The 20,116-nt window shown below is 44.4% G+C and carries 19 protein-coding genes and 1 pseudogene; 15 read left to right on the top strand and 5 right to left on the bottom strand.

The features are described 5' to 3' along the window. Window positions 1-37: 37 nt before the first annotated feature. The 11 genes from H539_RS0124700 to kynB all read left to right on the top strand — a co-directional run bounded on the left by H539_RS0124700 (window position 38) and on the right by kynB (window position 10,928). Complete coding sequence (locus tag H539_RS0124700; protein WP_035324172.1) at window positions 38-913, top strand: 3-hydroxyacyl-CoA dehydrogenase family protein; 876 nt, start codon at window positions 38-40, stop codon at window positions 911-913. After that, the gene (locus tag H539_RS0124695) at window positions 910-1,695 is read left to right on the top strand and encodes an enoyl-CoA hydratase (protein WP_026695733.1); all 786 of its coding nucleotides are present in this window, start codon (window positions 910-912) and stop codon (window positions 1,693-1,695) included. Before H539_RS0124700 ends, H539_RS0124695 begins: the two co-directional genes overlap by 4 nt. Window positions 1,696-1,706: 11 nt before the next feature. Further along, window positions 1,707-2,108, top strand: coding sequence for an acyl-CoA thioesterase (locus H539_RS0124690; protein WP_026695732.1), 402 nt, complete (start codon window positions 1,707-1,709; stop codon window positions 2,106-2,108). 33 nt (window positions 2,109-2,141) lie between these two features. Further along, on the top strand, window positions 2,142-3,206 hold the full coding sequence (locus H539_RS0124685; protein ID WP_026695731.1) for a phosphotransferase family protein: 1,065 nt from the start codon (window positions 2,142-2,144) through the stop codon (window positions 3,204-3,206). A gap of 21 nt (window positions 3,207-3,227) precedes the next feature. Continuing rightward, window positions 3,228-3,974, top strand: coding sequence for a 2-phosphosulfolactate phosphatase (locus H539_RS0124680; RefSeq protein WP_026695730.1), 747 nt, complete (start codon window positions 3,228-3,230; stop codon window positions 3,972-3,974). A 19-nt stretch (window positions 3,975-3,993) separates the two neighbouring features. After that, window positions 3,994-5,769: an acyl-CoA dehydrogenase family protein gene (locus tag H539_RS0124675; RefSeq protein ID WP_026695729.1), complete on the top strand. Its 1,776-nt coding sequence runs from the start codon at window positions 3,994-3,996 to the stop codon at window positions 5,767-5,769. Window positions 5,770-5,805: 36 nt separating this feature from the next. Then, window positions 5,806-6,585, top strand: a complete 780-nt coding sequence (locus H539_RS0124670; protein ID WP_026695728.1) for an enoyl-CoA hydratase/isomerase family protein — start codon at window positions 5,806-5,808, stop codon at window positions 6,583-6,585. A gap of 57 nt (window positions 6,586-6,642) precedes the next feature. Continuing rightward, a complete protein-coding gene (locus H539_RS0124665; protein ID WP_026695727.1) occupies window positions 6,643-8,325 on the top strand; it encodes a long-chain fatty acid--CoA ligase in 1,683 nt (560 codons plus the stop codon). Next, a complete protein-coding gene (locus H539_RS0124660; protein ID WP_026695726.1) occupies window positions 8,326-9,318 on the top strand; it encodes a phosphotriesterase family protein in 993 nt (330 codons plus the stop codon). Window positions 9,319-9,441: 123 nt separating this feature from the next. After that, the gene (gene kynA, locus H539_RS0124655; protein ID WP_026695725.1) at window positions 9,442-10,284 is read left to right on the top strand and encodes a tryptophan 2,3-dioxygenase; all 843 of its coding nucleotides are present in this window, start codon (window positions 9,442-9,444) and stop codon (window positions 10,282-10,284) included. Between the two features lie 14 nt (window positions 10,285-10,298). Next, window positions 10,299-10,928: an arylformamidase gene (gene kynB / locus H539_RS0124650; protein WP_026695724.1), complete on the top strand. Its 630-nt coding sequence runs from the start codon at window positions 10,299-10,301 to the stop codon at window positions 10,926-10,928. A gap of 63 nt (window positions 10,929-10,991) precedes the next feature. Here the strand turns inward: kynB and H539_RS0124645 are convergent, their stop codons facing one another. Beyond that, window positions 10,992-11,639: a C40 family peptidase gene (locus tag H539_RS0124645; protein WP_026695723.1), complete on the bottom strand. Its 648-nt coding sequence runs from the start codon at window positions 11,637-11,639 to the stop codon at window positions 10,992-10,994. Between the two features lie 443 nt (window positions 11,640-12,082). Here H539_RS0124645 and H539_RS0124640 point away from each other — a divergent pair, with 443 nt between their 5' ends. Next, complete coding sequence (locus H539_RS0124640) at window positions 12,083-13,318, top strand: threonine synthase (RefSeq protein ID WP_026695722.1); 1,236 nt, start codon at window positions 12,083-12,085, stop codon at window positions 13,316-13,318. A 56-nt stretch (window positions 13,319-13,374) separates the two neighbouring features. Here the strand turns inward: H539_RS0124640 and H539_RS0124635 are convergent, their stop codons facing one another. After that, entirely contained in the window at window positions 13,375-14,238 is an 864-nt protein-coding gene (locus tag H539_RS0124635; protein ID WP_026695721.1) for a LysR family transcriptional regulator, read from the bottom strand. A gap of 129 nt (window positions 14,239-14,367) precedes the next feature. Between H539_RS0124635 and H539_RS0124630 the strand changes: the two genes are divergently transcribed. Next, window positions 14,368-15,654: an NCS2 family permease gene (locus H539_RS0124630; protein ID WP_026695720.1), complete on the top strand. Its 1,287-nt coding sequence runs from the start codon at window positions 14,368-14,370 to the stop codon at window positions 15,652-15,654. Window positions 15,655-15,707: 53 nt separating this feature from the next. Here H539_RS0124630 and H539_RS29735 read toward each other — a convergent pair whose 3' ends face one another. Beyond that, complete coding sequence (locus H539_RS29735) at window positions 15,708-16,232, bottom strand: hypothetical protein (protein WP_155890249.1); 525 nt, start codon at window positions 16,230-16,232, stop codon at window positions 15,708-15,710. Window positions 16,233-16,333: 101 nt separating this feature from the next. Here H539_RS29735 and H539_RS31840 point away from each other — a divergent pair, with 101 nt between their 5' ends. After that, a complete protein-coding gene (locus H539_RS31840; protein ID WP_155890247.1) occupies window positions 16,334-16,498 on the top strand; it encodes a hypothetical protein in 165 nt (54 codons plus the stop codon). A 770-nt stretch (window positions 16,499-17,268) separates the two neighbouring features. Here the strand turns inward: H539_RS31840 and H539_RS0124615 are convergent. Both H539_RS0124615 and H539_RS0124605 read right to left on the bottom strand, forming a co-directional pair. Then, window positions 17,269-18,228 (bottom strand): alpha/beta hydrolase, encoded by a 960-nt coding sequence (locus tag H539_RS0124615; RefSeq protein WP_081416035.1) that lies wholly within the window; start codon window positions 18,226-18,228, stop codon window positions 17,269-17,271. 656 nt (window positions 18,229-18,884) lie between these two features. After that, window positions 18,885-19,736, bottom strand: coding sequence for a methyl-accepting chemotaxis protein (locus tag H539_RS0124605; protein ID WP_026695718.1), 852 nt, complete (start codon window positions 19,734-19,736; stop codon window positions 18,885-18,887). 125 nt (window positions 19,737-19,861) lie between these two features. Here H539_RS0124605 and H539_RS33530 point away from each other — a divergent pair. Then, window positions 19,862-20,030, top strand: a pseudogene (locus tag H539_RS33530) (site-specific integrase); the annotation flags it as partial. Window positions 20,031-20,116: the final 86 nt, after the last annotated feature.

The following is a 20,116-nucleotide window of genomic DNA, read 5'->3' as shown; positions in this document are numbered from 1 at the left end:
GAAAACATACCAACCGGTCAGTATAGGAGGAAGAAGAATGTCAGAGATAAAGAATATTTCCGTTATCGGCGCAGGCCAGATGGGACATCAGATCGCGATGCTCTGCGCATTGGGAGGCTATGAGACCGTCATACAGGACCTTCAGGACGAAGCGCTCGCTAAAGCGAAAGAAAAACTGGAAGCCATCATGGCAAGATGGGTCCAGAAAGGAAAGATTTCAGAGGAAGAAGCAGCAAAGGCCTTCCATAGGCTTCGTTTTACAGCGAGTCTGGAGGAAGCGGCTGCAGGAGCGGATCTTATTATTGAGGCGGTAGTAGAAAAGATAGAGATTAAGAGAGACGTATTTTCTAAGCTTGATAAGCTGGCTTCTCCTCATGCCATCTTTGCTACCAACAGCTCAACAATTGTCAATAGCCTGCTGGCTGATGTGACAGACCGCCCTGATAAATTCATCAACATGCACTTTTTCTTCCCGCCTCTTGTGATGGATTGTGTGGAGGTTGTTAAAAGCCAAAAAACCTCTGAAGAAACTTCCCAGGCAGCCATGGATGTCTGCAGGAGAATCAACCGCACTGCATTTTTGCTGCACAAGGAAGTTTCCGGCTTCGTCGCAAACCGTATCCTCGGTGCCCTCCAAAAGGAGGCGGTCTATCTTTACGAGCAGGGAATTGCCGATTTCAAGGATATCGATTCAATTTGCCGCAAGGCACTGGGTCACCCGATCGGCCCATTCGAACTCATGGATCTTTCCGGTATTGATGTAGGCTATTTCGTCATGGAGCAGCGGTATAAGGAAACCGGAAATCCCGAAGATAAACCTTATTCCTGCCTTGAGGAAAAGATGAAAAAAGGAGAACTCGGAAGAAAGACAGGTAAAGGCTGGTATGACTATGAAGGACAGGGAGTGAAATAGATATGCCGCAATTTGTCTCTGTGGAAAAAGACAATCATATAGCTGTCATCACCATCCAAAACCCGCCTCTGAATGTGCTCAGCAAAGCAGTTTTCCTCAGCTTGAGGGAAGCCTTTACAGAGCTTGAAGGAGATGGAGAAACAACGGCTGTCATTGTGACAGGATCTGGGGAAAAAGCATTTGCTGCGGGCGCTGATATCAAGGAATTCCCTGAACTCATGTACAATCCCGAGATGCTTGGTTCTGTTATGGAAACCCACGAGGTTCTGACTTATATTGAACAATTTCCAAAGCCGACCATCGCCGTCCTGAACGGGATGACTTTCGGGGGCGGATGCGAGCTCTCCCTTGCCATGGACATGCGCATTGCCGAGCAGCATGCCCAGATCGGGCTCCCTGAAGTGAAGCTCGGGTTATTTCCCGGCGGCGGCGGAACCCAGAGGCTGCCACGATTAATCGGCGCACCAAAGGCAAAGGAACTGATGTATACAGGCGACCCTGTTGATGCCGAAGCTGCCTTATCCCTCGGACTTGTCAACAAAGTGGTTCCCACAGGAGAAGGACTGCTTCATGCGAAGAGGCTGGCCGAAAGATGTGCCCGCCATTCCCTGCAGTCCCTTTCCAGAATCAAAAGGGCAGTAAATAAAGGGCTCGACAGGAGCCTGCAAGAAGGCCTCGAACTCGAAGCGCAGTTGTTTACCGATATCTTTAAGACCGAGGATATCAAAGAAGGCGTCCAGGCCTTCATTGAAAAGAGAAAACCCGTATTCCAGAACAAATAAGGAGGCACAGCATGCAGGAGACACAGGTTACGGTCCGCTTCTGTGAAACAGATGCACTGGGCCATATAAACAATACGAGCTATTTTATTTATCTGGAGGAAGCACGCATTAAATTTTTTGAACTTCTGGGCTACAGCATGGATGTGAAGGATTGGAGCTTCATCCTCGCCTCGACAAAATGCGATTTTGTCAGTCAGGGGTATTTCAATCAAATTTTATCAATCAAGACCTATGTTTCAAAAATTGGCACGAAAAGCTTCCAAATCGAGCATGAGATCACCTGCGCCCAGACCGGAGAGCTGATCGCGAAAGGTATGGCGGTCATCGTATATTTCAATTTTGAAACACAAAAAAGCGAAGTGCTTCCTCCTTTACTGAAGTCTGCTTTAGAGGAGAACGTCTCTATCACTTGATATCTGAATTTTCTTTAAAAAGGAGGAGATTGTATGCCGGATCAGGCATTGAGCCAGACCATATTGGTCCGGAAGGGAGAGGAACTGAACATCCCCCTCCTGGAGGAGTTCCTTCATTCGCATGTCCCTGGTCTCCCAGATGGGAGTCTTGAGATACGGCAATTTTCGGCCGGCCATTCCAATTTGACTTATGAGCTGTCGATTGGGAATTGGCAGGCCGTGCTGAGACGCCCTCCTCTCGGACCGGTTGCCCCCAAGGCCCATGATATGCAGCGGGAATTCTTTATCTTACACGAGGTGCATCCGTTATTCGGCCCCGCACCAGTGCCCATTTTATTCAGCGAAAATCCAAAAATCACAGGAAGTCCTTTTCTTTTAATGGAGCGCAAACAGGGAGTCGTCATCGACTCTGCTTTTCCGGAGGGAATAAAGGTGGACCGCAAGCTTTGCAGGCGGATCTCAAGCCTGATGGTGGACCGTCTCGTGGAGCTTCATGATCTTGACTATCAAAAAACCCGGCTTTTAGACATAAGCAGGCCGGAAGGATTCATGGAACGCCAGGTGCATGGCTGGGTTTCCCGGTATCAGAAAGCGCAGACAGAAAATATCCAGGAAGTAGAAAAACTTACAACCTGGCTTGTCGGCCATATCCCTGCAGCTTCCGAATCGTCCCTGATCCATTATGATTTTAAATTGAATAACGCCATGTTCAATGAAAGCCTGACGGAAATGACCGGATTATTTGATTGGGAAATGTCCACGGTTGGAGATCCGCTGGCCGACCTGGGGGCAGCCATGAGCTACTGGACAGAGGAGCATGATCCGCCGCTCCTTAAAACCGGTCTTGGAAAACCGCCTGTCACGGTCATGGAAGGCTTTATGACCCGGCAGCAATTCATGGAGGAATATGCCAAAAAAAGCGGCAGAGATATCACCCACATGAATTTTTACCTGACCTTTGCTTATTTTAAGCTCGCGGTCATCGCTCAGCAGATATTTTACAGATACAAGAAAGGCCAGACACAGGATCCGCGTTTTGCCCATTTTGATACATTTGTAAAGAGTCTGATTGCCCATGCAGCGGAGATCGCAGGCTGATGCGGACCGGGAGGGGAAGCCATGAAAATCCACCTGCTCATGACAAAAGAAGAGGTGCAGGAAGAAAAGCTCAAGAGTGGCAGGAAGATCGCGGTTGTATTTGATGTTCTCCTGGCCACTACGACCATCACTGCAGCCCTGGGTGACGGGGCTTTAGCGGTCATTCCTGCCGAGAACAGGGAGGAAGCGCTTAGAATTGCCGCCTTCCTCCCAGAAGAGAAGGTCCTGGCGGGAGAATATGATGCCAAACCCATCAGCGGCTTCCATTACCCAAGCCCGTTCATGCTCAGGGATTCGGTGAAGGGAAAAACGCTGGTCCTTTCAACGACCAATGGAACGGTGGCATTAAAGAAGGCGGCGGCGGCAGAAAAAGTCTTTATTTCCTGCCTGCTGAACAATCCCGCAGCAGCCCGTGAAGTGTTCCAGGAATGCTCTCCGGATACTACCCTTGTTCTCATCTGTTCGGGAAATTCCGGTGAATTATCACTGGAGGACTTTTATGGGGCAGGTCATTTCATTGACTGTCTCGCCGCTCTCTCGCCTGAAAACACTGAAGTAAGCGATGCTGCACAGGCGGCATGCCTTTTCTATAGGGGGAATAAAGAAAAGCCCCTGGAGATTCTGCAAAGGTCCCGTGTAGGAACCATGCTGAAGACACATGGCCTCTCGGCTGATTTAGAACTTGCCTCGTACTCAGGAGCCCTTGACACAGTACCGGTCCTGCAGGATGGAAGAATCATTAGACGAAAGCCCTCTGCTTCACCATAAAACATAAGGAGGATGAAGAATGCAGCAAATCAAATCAGGAATCGGCGGAGCAGCCTTTCTAGTCTCAAAGCCTTCACTGGATGATCTATTTACCCCGGAAGACTTCACTTCCGAGCATAAAATGATCGGGAAAACCGCCAGACAGTTTTTAGAAAAAGAAATCATCCCTATTAAAGAAGAGATCGAAAATCAGGATTTTGATTTGATCGTCAAAAAGCTGAGGAAAGCGGGAGAGCTTGGTCTATTGGCCCACAGTATTCCGCAGGAGTACGGCGGTCTTGGCCTTGATAAGATCACAAAAGCGATTGTCGGGGAAATGATCGGCCCGTCAAGCGGATATGGAGTGGCCCATTCCAATCATACCTGCATCGCTACACTCCCGATTACCTATTTCGGCACTCCTGAACAAAAGGAGAAATATCTTCCGAAAATGGCAAGCGGCGAATTCCTTGGCGCCTACTGCCTGACAGAGCCCAATGCAGGTTCAGACGCCCTTGCCTCACAGACAACAGCCACCCTTAATGGCAGCGGCACCCATTATATCCTGAATGGTACGAAAATTTATATTACCAATGCTGTATTTTCGGATACGTTCATCGTCTATGCCAAGGTGGATGGCACCAAATTCACCGCATTTATAGTCGAAAAGGATTTCCCGGGACTTTCACTTGGTCCGGAGGAAAAGAAAATGGGAATTAAAGGCTCATCTACACGTTCTGTCATACTTGAAGACTGCCTGGTGCCTGTTGAAAACCTGCTTGGGGAAATCGGCAGAGGACATGTGATCGCCCTGAATGTGCTGAATCTTGGACGCTTCAATCTGGGTTCTGCGTGCATGGGAGCTGCAAAATACAGCTTGAAGAAGGTGCTTCAGTTTACCCAGGAACGAAGGCAATTCAATAAAAGAATAGCAGATTTCCCGGCCACCAAAGAAAAGGTCGCCAGGATGGCATCTGTTATTTATGCTTCTGAATCGGTGCAGTACCGGACAGCCGGCCTTCTAGAAGATGTCCTGGGGGGCCTGTATGATTCTTTCGATTCAAAAGCTGCCGCAACCTCCCTCAGTGAATATGCGCTTGAATGTGCCATCTGCAAGGTGCTCGGCTCCGAAACCCTCGATTATTCGGTAGACGAAGCTCTCCAGCTGCATGGTGGTGCGGGATTTATAAAGGAATATAACATTGAACAGATGTACAGGGACTCAAGAATCAATCGCATTTTTGAAGGAACAAATGAAATCAACCGCCTTTTGATTCCAACCCTCTTTTACCGAAGAGTGCAGAAGGGAGAATGGAACCTTGAGGAGCTCGTATCAGCTTCCCTCCGCTCACTAAAGGAAAGGAGTGTGAAGGATTCTGGACTGCTGTTTAAAGAAAGAGAAGCGGTCGATACGATCCGCCATTTGTTTATCGTGTCTTCCGGGCTGGCTTTAAAGGCACATGGTGCGGAGCTGATGGAGGAACAGGAAACACTGATGAGGCTTGCAGATCTTGCCATTTCCCTGTATGGGGCTGAATCTGCCGTATACCGGACTCTTAAGGCTGTTCAGGAAAACGGGGAAGAGAAGGAAAAAATAAAAATGGATCTTGCCCGTTCGTTTCTGGATGAAGCGATGTGGGAAGCAGAACGCCATACAAGAATCCTTATTTCGCAGCTTGCCCCTGACCCAGACGCAGAAGGTCTCACTAAGCTGGTGATGAAGGCATGTTGCCGCTTCGCACCTGAAGGAAGCGCTTTCAAGAGGAACAGGGAAATCGCAGACCATTATTTCACAGAGCATGAAGGTGCTCATTAAATGAAAAATCCATCCTATATGAAAGAAGGTTAAAACATGAACCAGGAGCACTTACTATCAGAATTGAATGACCGTATTCTGCACCTAAAGCTGAACCGTCCGGAAAGCCTGAATGCCTTCAGCCCGGAAATGATAACAGGACTGAAGGATGCGGTTAACCATGCCAGCCATAATCCTGGGGTACGGGCCGTCATCCTTTCCGGCTCAGGGCGCTCATTCAGCGCAGGGGGAGACGTGAAAACGATGGGGACGGCCGGTCCCGCAGATGTCTATGAACATATCGGCGGATTGAATGAATGCATTCTTGCTATCCGGAATTGTGAAAAGCCGGTAATTGCTGCTGTCCACGGCTTTGCGGCAGGAGCGGGCTTTAATCTGGCGCTTGCATGCGATTTAATTCTTGCTGCTGAAGACAGCAAATTCGCTTTAAGCTTCTCGCAGGTTGGATTGATTTCAGATGGCGGAGGCTCTTATTTTCTTCCGCGCTTACTAGGACCTCATCTTGCCAAACAATTTTTCTTCAGCGGAGAGCCGATCCCTGCTACCCGGCTGTATGAGCTTGGCGTTGTCAATGGACTCTTTCCGCTTGAGAGCCTTGAGGAAAAAGTGACGGAGCATGCTTCCAGGCTTGCACGCGGTCCAGGCAGGGCCTATGCCATGATGAAGAAGCTGATCGACCGCTCCTTTACCTCGAGCCTTGAGGAGATTTTAGAGCAGGAACGGATCACCCAGACACTCATGACCGCAACCGAGGATCATCAGGAAGGGGTGCAGGCATTCAAGGAAAAGAGGCGTCCTGCATTTACAGGAAGATGACTTCCTTCGTTCCGCCCCATGCATTAGACCTTGAATTTAATTGCAGGAGGAATAACCATGAATACGAGGCATTATCCGTATTGGCCCAAACGGCTTACAAAAAGTCTGACTGTACCTGAAACACCTCTTTTTGATAATTTGCTGGTCAGCGCGCGCCGCTATCCCGAAAAATCTGCCCTTCATTTTTACGGAGCCGATTTCACTTACAGACAGCTCCTGAATGATGCGGAGAAGCTTGCCGGCTATTTAGAACAGATCCTTCATGTTAAACAAGGGGACCGTGTTTTATTATTTATGCAGAATTCGCCCCAGTTTTTGATCTCTTTTTACGCCATCTTACGGATACGGGCTGTTGTCGTCCCGATCAATCCAATGAATACGTCGAATGAATTGGAGTTTTATATTAAAGACTGCGGCATCAGGACTGGAATCATCGGCCATGAGCTGCTGGATACCGTTTTTCCTCTGCTAAAGGACACGTCTCTGGATGATCTGGCTGTGGCCGCGTATTCAGAGTATACCCTTCCGGAAAAAACAGAGGTTTCCCTGCCAAAAGAAGCACAGATGATACAGGATCGGGGGGAAAAGATAGAAGGAATTCATGTATGGAGAGATATTTTGGAGGCAGACCTTTCTCCCGGCCCTTTTGAAGGGGAATGTGATGATATCGCGGTCCTTCCCTATACATCTGGCACAACGGGCCTTCCAAAGGGCTGCATCCATACGAACAGGACGGTCCAGGCCAACGCCATAGGTGCTGTTCATTGGATGAATTCAACCTCTGATTCCGTTCATCTTACATCGCTCCCTTTATTCCATGTAACCGGCATGCTGCACAGTATGCATGCGCCTATATTAGCCGGTTCATCCATGGTAATGATGACGAGATGGGACCGGAATACAGCGGCATCTTTGATGGAAACCAAAAGGTGCACGCACTGGGTGAATATCAGTACCATGGTCATTGATTTTCTTGCCAATCCGAACCTCGATAGCTACAACATTTCATCGCTTTCGAGCATTGCAGGAGGAGGTGCGGCTCTTCCGCAGGCAGTCGGGGAAAAGCTGCTGGAGAAAACCGGCCTTAGATATGTGGAGGGCTACGGGCTTTCAGAAACCATTTCTCATACGCATTTCAACCCTCCAGACCGTCCCAAAATGCAGTGCCTGGGAATTCCCTCTTTTGATGTCGATGCACGCATCATCGATCCAGCCACCATGAAAGAGCTTGCTGCAGGGGTAGCCGGGGAAATCGTGGTCAGCGGACCACAGGTATTTAAAGGATATTTCGAACGGCCCGAAGAAACCGGGCAATCCTTTTTTGAAAGGGATGGAAAAAGGTTTTTCCGTACAGGCGATATAGGCCGCTTCGATGAAGAGGGCTATTATTTCATGGTAGATCGTGTGAAGCGTATGATTAATGCCTCAGGATACAAGGTTTGGCCTACAGAAGTGGAATCCTTCCTTTATCATCACCCTGCGGTTGAGCAGGCATGTGTTGTAGGCATTCCTGATCCGAAAAGGGGAGAAACGGTTAAAGCCTTTATCATACTAAAAGAGAATTATCCGGATACGGTGAAAGAGGAAGATATTATTGAATGGGCCAAAGAAAAAATGGCGGCTTATAAATATCCGCGGGTGATTGAGTTCAGGAATTCATTCCCGACAACAGCCAGCGGCAAAATTCTTTGGCGGAAGCTTCAGGAGGAAGAAGGAACTAAAATAGGGGCGGTGGAATAAATGGCAGAAACCGTAACAGGCCATATCGAGGCAAAGGATTTAGGAAAAACATTGATTCACGAGCACTTTATTTTTGGATACCCAGGATTCCAGGGAGACAGCACCCTGGGAGGCTTTGATGAAGAAGAAGCTCTCCGGACTTCTATTGACATTGCCCATAAGCTGATGAAGCTTGGAGTAAAAACCGTCGTGGATCCTACTCCGAATGAATGCGGACGCAATCCCTTATTTTTAAAGCGGATTTCCCAGGCGACTGGACTCCAGATCATTTGCGCTACAGGATATTATTATGAAGGAGAGGGTGCTACTCCCTACTTCAAATTCAGGCAGGCACTCGGAACCGCAGAACAGGATATTTATGAAATGTTCAGAGCGGAAATCACTGAGGGCATCGAAGGTACAGGAATCAAGCCTGGAATCATCAAACTGGCTTCGAGTAAGGATGTCATTACGGACTATGAGAAAATGTTCTTCCGAGCGGCCGCCAGGATTCAGCAGGATACGGGCATTGTCCTCCTTACTCATACCCAGGAAGGGACAATGGGAGTGGAACAGGCGAAGATGCTTTTGGAGCTGGGAGCCGATCCTGATAAAATCATCATCGGCCATATGTGCGGAAATACCAATCCAGCTTATCATAAAGAAGTGATGGATATGGGCGTCCGGATCGGCTTTGATCGTTTTGGCATTCAGGGAATGGTCGGGGCGCCGCCTGATGAGGAGCGGATTAAAACGCTTCTGGCTTTATTGGAAGCAGGCTATGAAGATCAGATCCTCTTATCTCATGATTCCGTCAATATCTGGCTTGGCCGGCCGCCAGTTATGCCGGATCAGCTGGCGCAGATTATGCAGAACTGGCATCCGTTCCACTTATTTGACAACATCCTGCCTGTACTAAAGGAAAAAGGAGTCACGGAAGAACAGCTTGATAAAATGACCGAAAAGAATTCAGAAGCACTCTTCACCGTTTCAGCGGTTCAAGCTGCCCTGTAGTATTTTCAGAAGCAGGATCCTTGCACAGGGATCCTGCTTCTTTATGTATTCGGTTGACGAAACAGCGGGATTCCACCAAAATAGAAAGCGTATTCATATATAAGGAAGGGGACTTTTAAGGCAATGGAAAAAGAGCTACCCAGCCCGGTATGGGAAAACGGGATACATACTGATTTCAAAGCTTCATTATCTTATGGAGAATATCTGAACCTGGAGAAAATCCTGGACAGCCAGCGCCTTCTTTCCGGCCATCATGACGAAATGCTTTTTATCATCATTCACCAGGTAAGCGAGCTTTGGATGAAGCTCATGCTGCATGAGATCAACTCAGCCAGGGCATCCATCCAAAAGGATGATCTGGAATCTGCGTTTAAAATGCTGTCCAGGGTATCGCGGATTCAGCAGCAGCTGATCCAGTCCTGGAGTGTCCTGTCGACCCTGACACCGGCTGAATACCTGGAATTCCGGGGAAAGCTCGGCAGTTCCTCGGGATTCCAATCCTACCAATATCGATTGATCGAATTTGCTCTCGGCTATAAAAATATACATGCCATCCAGGTATATAAGCATGATAAGCTCCTGTACACAATGCTTGAAGAAGCTCTTCATGAGCCAAGTTTATATGATGTATCCATTGCCGCCCTCTCATCACATGGGCTGAAGGTGGATCCCGGATGCTTATCAAGAGACTTGTCAGAGGCCTATAAGCCGGATGAAAGCGTAGAAAATGCCTGGATTGAAGTGTACCGGAATGTAGAGCGGTACTGGGATTTGTATGAGCTGGCGGAAAAACTGGTCGATATCGGGAGCCAGCAGCAAATCTGGCGCTTTAACCATATGACGACGGTGGAACGGATCATCGGCCATAAAACGGGCACTGGCGGTTCATCAGGTGTAACGTATTTGAAAAAGGTTCTGGATCATCAGTTTTTTCCTGAGCTCTGGAGTTTAAGGACCAAGCTGTAAGAAGGAGGGAAATCATGAATAAATGGATGGATATTTCACAGCCTTTAAAAAACGGAATGCCTGTATGGCCGGGAGATACGCCGTTTTCCTACAAGGTATCCTGGCCCTATGAAGAAAGCGGGTCTGTCAATGTTGGGCGTGTGGAGATGAGCACTCATACAGGGACACATATTGATGCACCTTTTCACTTTGATAATGAGGGCAGGAAGGTGCACGAGCTGGATATCAATATTTATATCGGGGAAGCGAAAGTCATTCATCTTTCCGATGTTAAAAGTATCGGAGCCAGGGAGTTAAAAACAAAAGATATAACAGGGGCTGAGAGGCTTCTGATCCGCACGATGGCACATAAGGACAAGAATGTATTCCCGGCATCCATTCCGCCGGTCGAACAGGATGCAGCCGCTTATCTCGCCGAACAGGGGGTGAAGCTTCTCGGTCTTGACCTGCCGTCCGTGGATCTTCTGGACAGCAAACCTCTTCCTGCCCATCATACTTTAAGCAGCAGGGGCATTCATATACTGGAGGGATTGGTCTTAGACCATGTGGAAGAAGGGATCTATGAGCTGGCCGCACTGCCTCTGCCTATCCAAGGAAGCGATGGCAGCCCGGTCCGCGCCGTTTTAAGAAAAAAAGAATCCTAGAATCATATACGTTAAAGAGCATCGAGATAAATCTCTCCATGCTCTTTTTTATGCTATTGCTTTTTATAGAGTTCTAGCTCCTAAATATCTTGGTCCCCAATAGGTATTGGTTAATGATGAAACTTTCACACCTGAAGATTCTGCACTGATAAATTCATTGTTTCCAATGTAAATGCCTACGTGGGAAACACCAGAACCGGAGGTATTGAAAAATACCAGGTCTCCAGGAGATGGCGATGAAACCTTCAGCCCAACATTTGTGTATAAGGTAGATGAAGTCCTGGGAAGGTAAATTCCCTGTTCTTTAAACACATAATAAATGAAGCCGGAGCAGTCAAATCCAGATGGGGAAGTACCTCCCCAGACATATGGCGTGCCAATGAACTTCTTGGCGTAGTTTATCAATCTGGCAGTATCAACGTTATAAACTCCAAGGGCATTGAATGTACTTCGTCCAGCGATTCCATCAGCGGTCAAGCCCTTTGCTTTTTGAAATCTTTTTACTCCATCTGTTGTATATGAACCGTAATAGGTCGTAAAAGATCCGGTATAGCTGAAATAGGATTTAGCTTTCAGTAACGCCTGCAGCTGTAAAACATCCGAATGTGTCTGTCCAGGTGTAAGGGTTACATCTCCGATATTGGCGAATGCTTGAAGTGGCGATAACATAACGGCTGAAGCAATAGCAGCAGTTGCAATAAATTTTTTCATGTTAATTCTATTTCCCCCTAAATATTCCTTATATCTTTGACTTGTTTAATAATACTAAAACACTATGACAAAAAACCTTAATTTTTGTTACAATACAATTACAAAATATAGGTAAAAAGTCTAAGTTAAAAAGTAGAACATTAGGGAAATTTACGGCTTAAAGGAATAAAATGACACTTTTTGTCCCGGTTAATTCCAGGTTTTTCAACATTTTTAGAAAAAAATCCTAAAATGACTATAATTTACAAAATATCTTACCCTATGATTCTCCGCTCTTTATTCGTAATAAACTTGTAATATACTTCTTCAGAAAGACAAGAAATGATCATACTAGCTTCCATCATTCATTATTTAATTCCTAGTTGACTTATCAGAATATAAGGATTATACTGAATTCATTATTAAATACCATTACCAACCACGTATATATGGAGGGAATTTCATTGTCATATAGTTCTATCAGCCATTTAACATGCCCGAAATGCGGTTCAGAATACGATGATACCCAGCTGAATCAATTATGCTCCTGCGGCTCTCCGCTGCTGGTTGAATATGATTTATCTTCATTAAAGGGCAAGAAAAAAGAAGAAGTCTTCGATACAAGCAGAAATGACCTGTGGAGGTATCACCAGCTTCTTCCTGTCAGAGATCCTGAGAATGTGATAACGCTCGGAGAAGGGATGAGCCCGCTTATCGCTATGAACACTTTAGGGAAAAAACTTGGCATCCCAGGACTGTATATGAAGGATGAAGGGATGATCCCATCCGGTTCATTCAAGGCGAGAGGGGCGGCAGTCGGTATTTCAAAAGCGAAGGAGCTTGGTGTGAAACAGCTTGCCATGCCTACCAACGGAAACGCAGGTGCAGCATGGAGTTTATATTCAGCACGTGCCGGCATCGAATCTTATATCATCATGCCGGTGGATGCTCCTGAAATCACAAGGAAAGAAGTAGCGGTATCGGGTTCACATCTTTACCTTGTGGACGGATTAATCAGCGATGCCGGGGCGATTGTCGGCGGCCTGGTGAAGGAACAGGGCTTTTATGATGCGTCAACCCTTAAAGAGCCTTATCGGATCGAAGGCAAGAAAACGATGGGCCATGAAATCCTTGAACAATTCGGAGACAGCATTCCGGATGTGATTCTCTATCCAACCGGGGGAGGCGTCGGCCTGATCGGCATATACAAAGCCATCCAGGAATGGATTTCATTGGGCTGGATCAAAGAAGATAAGGTGCCAAGACTTGTAGCTGTACAGGCAGAAGGCTGCGCGCCTATCGTGAAAGCCTGGGAAGAAAAGAAAACAGAATCTGAATTCTGGCAGGACTCTTATACTGCGGCCTTCGGGATCAATGTACCTAAAGCCATCGGTGACTTCCTTGTTCTTGAAGCGATCTACAAGACAGAGGGCTGTGCAGTTGCTGTAACGGAAACAGACATCAGCACATATCAAAAATCGGTGGCAGAGCTTGAAGGAAGCTTTATCTGTCCTGAAGGCGCTGCGACATTTGCTGCAGCAGCTTCCCTTAGAGAAAGCGGATGGATAAAAGAAGGGGAGAAGGTTATCTGCTTAAATACTGGCCTTGGAATCAAATATCCTGAATCAGTCCATACAGCTCCCCGAACACTCGAAAAAGGCGCTTCCCCTGATCAAGTACTGGGTCATGTTCTTGTCTGATTGAAATCATAAAACTCCTGCCGCCAAGCGGTCAGGAGTTTTTTAAATTTAAGGATTTAAAGCAGGCTGATAAACCGTTCAGCAGCCTTTGAAAGATACCGGTGTTTAGGCCAGACAGCAGCCGCTGCAGATTCCAGCCGTGTATTTGTCAGTTCTGCATGGGTAACCGGTATTCCTGGATGGACATCCAATACTGATTTAGGAACAATGGAAGTACCGAATCCTGAAGACACCAGCTGCAAAAGAAGGGCCATATCCGAGCATTCCCCGATAATCTCCGGCTTCAGCCCGAGCCTTTTAAATTCCTTCATGATCATCGAATGAATGCCCAGTCCTTCTACACTCGGCAGAATCAGCGGGTGGGAAGACGCCTGCCTAATATCCATACTATCGGTCCCAAACTCACTGCCTTTAGGAAATATGGCAGCAAAATAGTCTCTTTCCAACACTTTATAATGAAAATGCTCATCCTGGGTTCCCACCCGTACGATGGCCAGATCCAGCTGCCGGCTTTCAATCAATTTTCCCAGATGCGGCGAATCACTTTGAATGATTTTATAGGTCACGTTTGGATATCTCTCTTTGAACTCCAGCAGATAACGGGAAAGGGAATAGGAGGAGAGCGTATTGACCCCGATGTGCAGCTGTCCCTGGATTCCCTGGCCGATTTCCTTAATTTCCTGGACCCCCTCTGACATAAGGGATGTCATTTTAACCGCATGTTTGTACAGCGCATGTCCGGCTTCCGTGATTTCAGGTTTTTTTCCTGATCTTTCGAGCAAAATAACTCCTAGCTCCTCCTCCATCTGCTTGAGCTGCTGGCTCAGCGGCGGCTGGGCAATATGAAGCCTGCGGGAGGCAGCCGAAATGGATCCTTCCTCCACAATGGCAATAAAGTATCTCAATTGTCTGATGTCCATGACTTTCTCCATTCAGTCTATATGTTTTACATATGAAAAATATATTTTTTAGATATTTTAGATATAGGCATAGTATATGCTACCATACTTTAGTAGAAAAAAATGAATGAATTATGGGGTTTTACATCGATGAACAAATTCTTCAAATTAGAACAGCATGGAACGACGGTCTGGAAGGAAGTCATGGCAGGACTGATTTCCTTTATCACCATCGTGTACATCGCAGCTGTGAATTCAGCCATCATGGCCGATGCAGGTCTGCCGTATGAATCTGCTATCATCGGTACTATTTTAACCTGTGTGGCGAGCTGCTTCTTAGTCGGCTTATGGAGCAATGCTCCGCTGATTTTGGCCCCCGGCATGGGCATTAACGTCATGCTCGCGTATACGCTCGTACAAAAAACGGGGCTGTCATGGCAGGAAGCACTTGCGGTTGTCGCGGTTACAGGAATCCTTTTTATGATCATTGCCTTTACACCGCTTGCAGCATCCATTTCCAATGCGATCCCTCACTCGTTAAAAGAGGGGCTTACAGTTGGGATCGGAATCCTTTTAACCATGATCGGGCTGCAAAAGACAGGAGTGATTGCAGCTAATAAAGATACCCTGGTATCCCTGGGCAGCCTGTCTGATCCCGCCGTACTCGCAACAATGATCGGCATCATCATTACAGTGACATTGTTCATCCGGAACATACCAGGAAATATCTTAATCAGTATCATCATCAATACCATTATTGCTTTTGCCTTTGGGTTGGTGGATGTGAGTGATGTTCACTGGAGTGTGCCATCTTTCGGGGAGTACAAACATGTGTTTGGATCTTTCTCTTTTTCAAGCATTGGATCCATTACATTTTGGTTTGCTGCTTTTTCGCTTGCCATGGTCGTCATTTTTGAGAACATCGGCCTAGTATACAGCCAGACAAGACTTGCTGAACATCCGGAAAAATACAAAAAGGGCATTCAGGCTACATCCATTTCGGTTTTATTGAGCGGGATATTTGGATCCAGCCCGACCGTAGCCACCGTTGAGGCAACAGCTGGAATCGCAGCAGGAGGGAGGACAGGACTTACATCCATCGTAACAGGATTCTTATTCTTGCTGTCTCTGTTAATCATCCCTTTAATTAAAGTGATTCCAGACAGCGCCATATCTCCTGTCCTTGTATTGATCGGGGCTCTGATGCTGCAGAGTATCCGGGGAATCAACCTCGATGACCTGACGGAAAGCTTTCCCGCCTTTGTCATCATCGTGTTCATTCCGCTCACATACAGCATCGTAGACGGACTGGCGCTTGGATTTATCACTTATCCGCTGATCAAGCTGCTGACAGGCAGGGGGAAAGAGGTCAGTGCGCCATTATATATCATTGCGGCCTTATTCTTAGTTAATTATATCGTCCAAGCAATGCACTAAATAAGTAAGAACCCGCTAAGTTATTGGCGGGTTCTTTTTACTCCTGCATTTTATTATAAATTTAAGATAGCAGACAGCCGTTTGTTCGAAATCTCAATCAGCAGAGTGTTTCCAAGCTGTTTACCAAGTTCAATGGTCTTATTGAGCAGCGTGACAATCCCATTAACCCCAGCGTTATCATAAGCCATTTTATCACAGGCAATTTCCGCATCAATATCAACTGAATCAAGGTTCACAGGATTGATCAAATGTCCGATTTCATGCCAGATGATGGCTTCCATAAGCTCTGGATCCGCACAAAACTTTTCATAATCATATACCACAATAAATCCTTCATATTCATCCGAAAGAGATGTGCAGAATACAGATAAAAGCCGGCAGTCAATACCGTTCACTTCCATTTGATCCGGTTTTAAGAGTCCGTGTGCGTCCAGGATCATTTTCTTGTTTTCAATTATTCCAACTGGTTTAGCTAAGTTATAAGCATCAGGACATAAGAAGCCGCCTATACAATCCATACTGTTAATCCTCCTGAATAAATGTTTCCCAAGGCCGTTCCAGTTAAAAGACTTACTCATATATATGGCTCCAAAAATGTGAATAGAGCAAAAAATCCATTCATTTTTCATGAATGCTCCGGCCTGAGAAAATACATACTACAAATAGGAGGTAATAACATATGAATCAAGACTTTATCAGTGATGAAACCGGGATTCCTGCGCTGCAATTCCCAGAGGAAACTGAAATTCGTTCACAAATCCACGAGGATGCGAACAAAAGGGGAACAGCTGAATTAAACGGGAATGAACTCACATATAAATCCGAGCATTTTAAATTAAATTGATTAGTCTGCGCGCTATAAAAGGGAATTTCTGCAAAAAGTATGGCCGAAAAACCGGCCGATTTATACATAAAACAAATGGATTCATTAAAAAACAAAGACCAAAGAATTATGTAAACTGAACCAGTGGATTTATTAACCTTAGCAATCCCAATATGATGTTCTTGGTTGAAACCTAATCGATTATAAAATGCATTCGTTCAATCTGATTTATATCTGATTGAACGAATGCATAATGACTGAAGATCAAAAACTGATAGAATAAAATCAGCCGCATGATTTGTATCGGTAAAAATCTCAAAAGCTTAAATTTTTATAATTTCTCATTATTTTAAGTAATCTTTGGTTGTGAGATAAAATACGTGTTTTTTATCTAACTTCCGATAATAAATATTATGTAAACTAGAATTATTTTTCGCCATGAAAGGCTTTCTCCCCTGATGACTAATGACATAAAAGTGTTGTCTTAATTGAGACAAATGTATTGCCCCTCCCTTATACAAAGAAAAAACATACACATTTAAAAGAAGCCATCAAATATTAACGGGTTCCGTTTTGAAGGAGAAAACTCGAAATAACATTATAATTAACATATTAAATTGCAACAAAAATAGGCAGCTAATTCCTGCCTTTTTTAATGCTTTTTGTTCTGTATTTTGTTTGTCCTCCGTTAGTTGAAGAACAACTTTATTCGAGTTCGGTAAAAACACAAGAGGCTACTACTGCACTTTTTGAACAAACGCACATGAGGGTTTAAGATAAACTAAGCGAATTCAATTTATTTTATTAATAGCAGCTAATGTTTCTGTAAAATAATTAACCTGTCTACTCATTTCTTTATAACGTGTCCAATGTATATAATGGTACCCCTTTAAAGTGACTATTTTACTTTTTTCCGTCTGATAAAAGTCATCTACTTTAGGTTGTTCCGTATTAAATAATAGGACTGGCATATCAGATGGAAATCTCATATTAATTGTTTTATCAATATTTCTACCCATATTATTTGTTTCGTTCACTATATTTTTGTTAAAGTATTTCCAAGCAGTAATTGCTTTAGTCATCTTTAAATTCTCTTTAGAATAAACTCCTTCCTCCGCTAATGGTGAGGTAAGGCCTGGAATTAAATATGATACCAATCTTATAATTCCTATTGGTGCTAAATAACCTGCAAATTTAGGGAAATAACCAGAATGTGAATTAGAATGTGAATCAGAAGCCTTTGGCAATGTAGGGTCAATTCCTATAACCGCCCTAACTTCTTTTGGATATTTATTCGCATAATACATGCTGTAAATACCAGAAATGGAGTGTGGCATCAGAATATACGGACCTTTTATATTTGATTTTTTCAGAGCAGTTCTAGTTTCTTCTACAATATTTTCCACTGTTCGTTCCTTATTAGTCAAATCGCTCCAACCATATCCGAAATTTTCTACTACGACTACTTTATTATTCTTTGACAACTCATTAATTAAAGGTTCAAAATCTAACACAGGTGCGGCTGTACCCAATCCACTTAATAAGACAATGGTATTTTCGCCATTACCCTTTGAATAGACATGCATGTGCTTTCCATCCACTTCAACTAATTGCCCTAATGGTGGATATTTTTTTTGTTCATATACAATCATAACCTGATGGAAAACCACCCAGAAAAGAGCAATTGCCACAATAACCAATAAAGACTTTTTCATAATAATCCAAAATCTAAAATTCTTTTTGATTTTCATTATTCCCACTCCTCCACCTTAATTTAATGTAAGTATAGAGGTATTCTTGAAATCGCAATAGCATCTGGGGAAGTAACCTCATCTAAGGCTTGAGGAGTATATTGAAGCGTTGTAACAAATGGTTGTTCTTCGTAATGAATTTTTATAAATCTTTTAATATTAATTAATGCAGAGTCGCATAGATGTCCTAAAGTATATTAAATTTTGTTTTCTATGCTCAAAAGTGGTCATCTAATTTTACTCCCTTAACCGTCTTTGTTGAATATAACTGCCCCGTTTGTTCAATAAGGATTTCAACAAAAAAGGCCGCTAATCCTTCCTGGATCAACGCACCCTTTAGTTTAAGTACATTTCTTCACAATATCATTTTATTTAAGTACAACCTTTTTTCTTCTTAAAGAATAGTGCCCGATTAAGGTATTAGAATTACATATTTCTTTGTCTGACTGTTTTAGTCGGGTTAGCCAGGTGCCTCGACCTCCCTTGCTTATCCAACTTAAGATTATTTGGTTCATATCTTTAATTATGAAGTAAATAAATAAAAATTAAATATAATTATCAAACAAATGATCAGTATCTTCTTCAGAAGGTGCATATAAAAAGAAAAAAGGCTTCGTTGATAAGCTTCTTTGTAAGACTTTCACCCTAGTATTATTTTATTCTCTTATAATTTTTTCAGCGTACTCCGCAAGAGAGCCAGCATTTTTACTTATTTCTTCCATCGTTGCTGCCAATTCCTCGATGGCGGCAGATTGGTTAGTTGATTCACTATTACTCTCTGAAACAGATTTGTGCAGTTTTGAAATCAAATCATTAATGTTTACTACCGAATTTCTAATCGTTTCAGTATGACTTTTTGAGTTACTAGCCATTTTACGAATCTCTTGAGCCACTACTGAGAAACCTCTACCAAAGTCTCCCGCACGGGCAGCTTCGATTGAAGCATTTAGGCCTAAAATTTGGCTGCTATCGGAAACCTCTCTTACCATTTTAGCCACTTTCTCAATTTCCTGTACGCTTTGCAGTACATTATTTGATTGTTCCACAATTTTTTGCATATTTTCTGCAAAATTTTCTACCGAACCGGCCATTCCTTGAATCGTTGCGCTTACCTGTTGAACGGCACCGGATAGGCTTGAGGCAATTTCAAATATACGATTATACTGTTCCAAACTACTTGCTACCCCAACAGCACCAACGACCTCGCCCGTTTCATCCAAAAGGGGAATGGTATTTGCCTGTACTGGAAATCCAAATATCTCTTTTGGTAATATCATTTTTTGAGGTTTCCCATCATAAACAGCTTCAAACAATCCGTCGCCCTTTTGAAGACTTTGACCATTTTCCAGTGCAGGAACAGTTGGTGAACCAACGCTTATTATTATATTCTTCCGATCGGAAACCCCAATACATAGATCCTGAGCAAACAGATCGTTTAAAAAAGGAGCGATTGTAATAAATGCCTTTACTTTCGGGTGTAATTCTTCCTCTTCGATAAGAGTTGCCATAATAAATTTCCCTCCAATTCATCAAACATTTAACAGTTAGCAAAGACTTGATTATTTTACACATTTTCCTATTAAGATTCAAACTAATTTTTTCGGTTTTCTCCCGTCTTTTCACTAATGCACGCACACACACGTCACTTCTTCCCGAGGCTGGTGTCACTCTCGAAACAAATCATGGATCGTTTAGGTCATACTGACGATCAAATTACGAAAAATGTGTATATCCACGGTACCCAGGAAATGAAAAAAGAAGCCTCTCAAAAGTTCGGTGAACTAATGAGAAACTTCCGTTAAAATCCTCAAAGTTAGCAAAATTTTAGCATTCAACTCATCTTACTCAGTCATATCAAAGGTTGAGGGGCATTATTACATCATGCCGC

The sequence above is a fragment of the Peribacillus kribbensis DSM 17871 genome, from assembly GCF_000430765.1.
Taxonomy (GTDB): Bacteria; Bacillota; Bacilli; order Bacillales; family DSM-1321; genus Paraperibacillus; species Paraperibacillus kribbensis.
The sequence above is the reverse complement of the archived record's forward strand: the minus strand, read 5'-3'. Positions and strand labels throughout refer to the sequence as shown.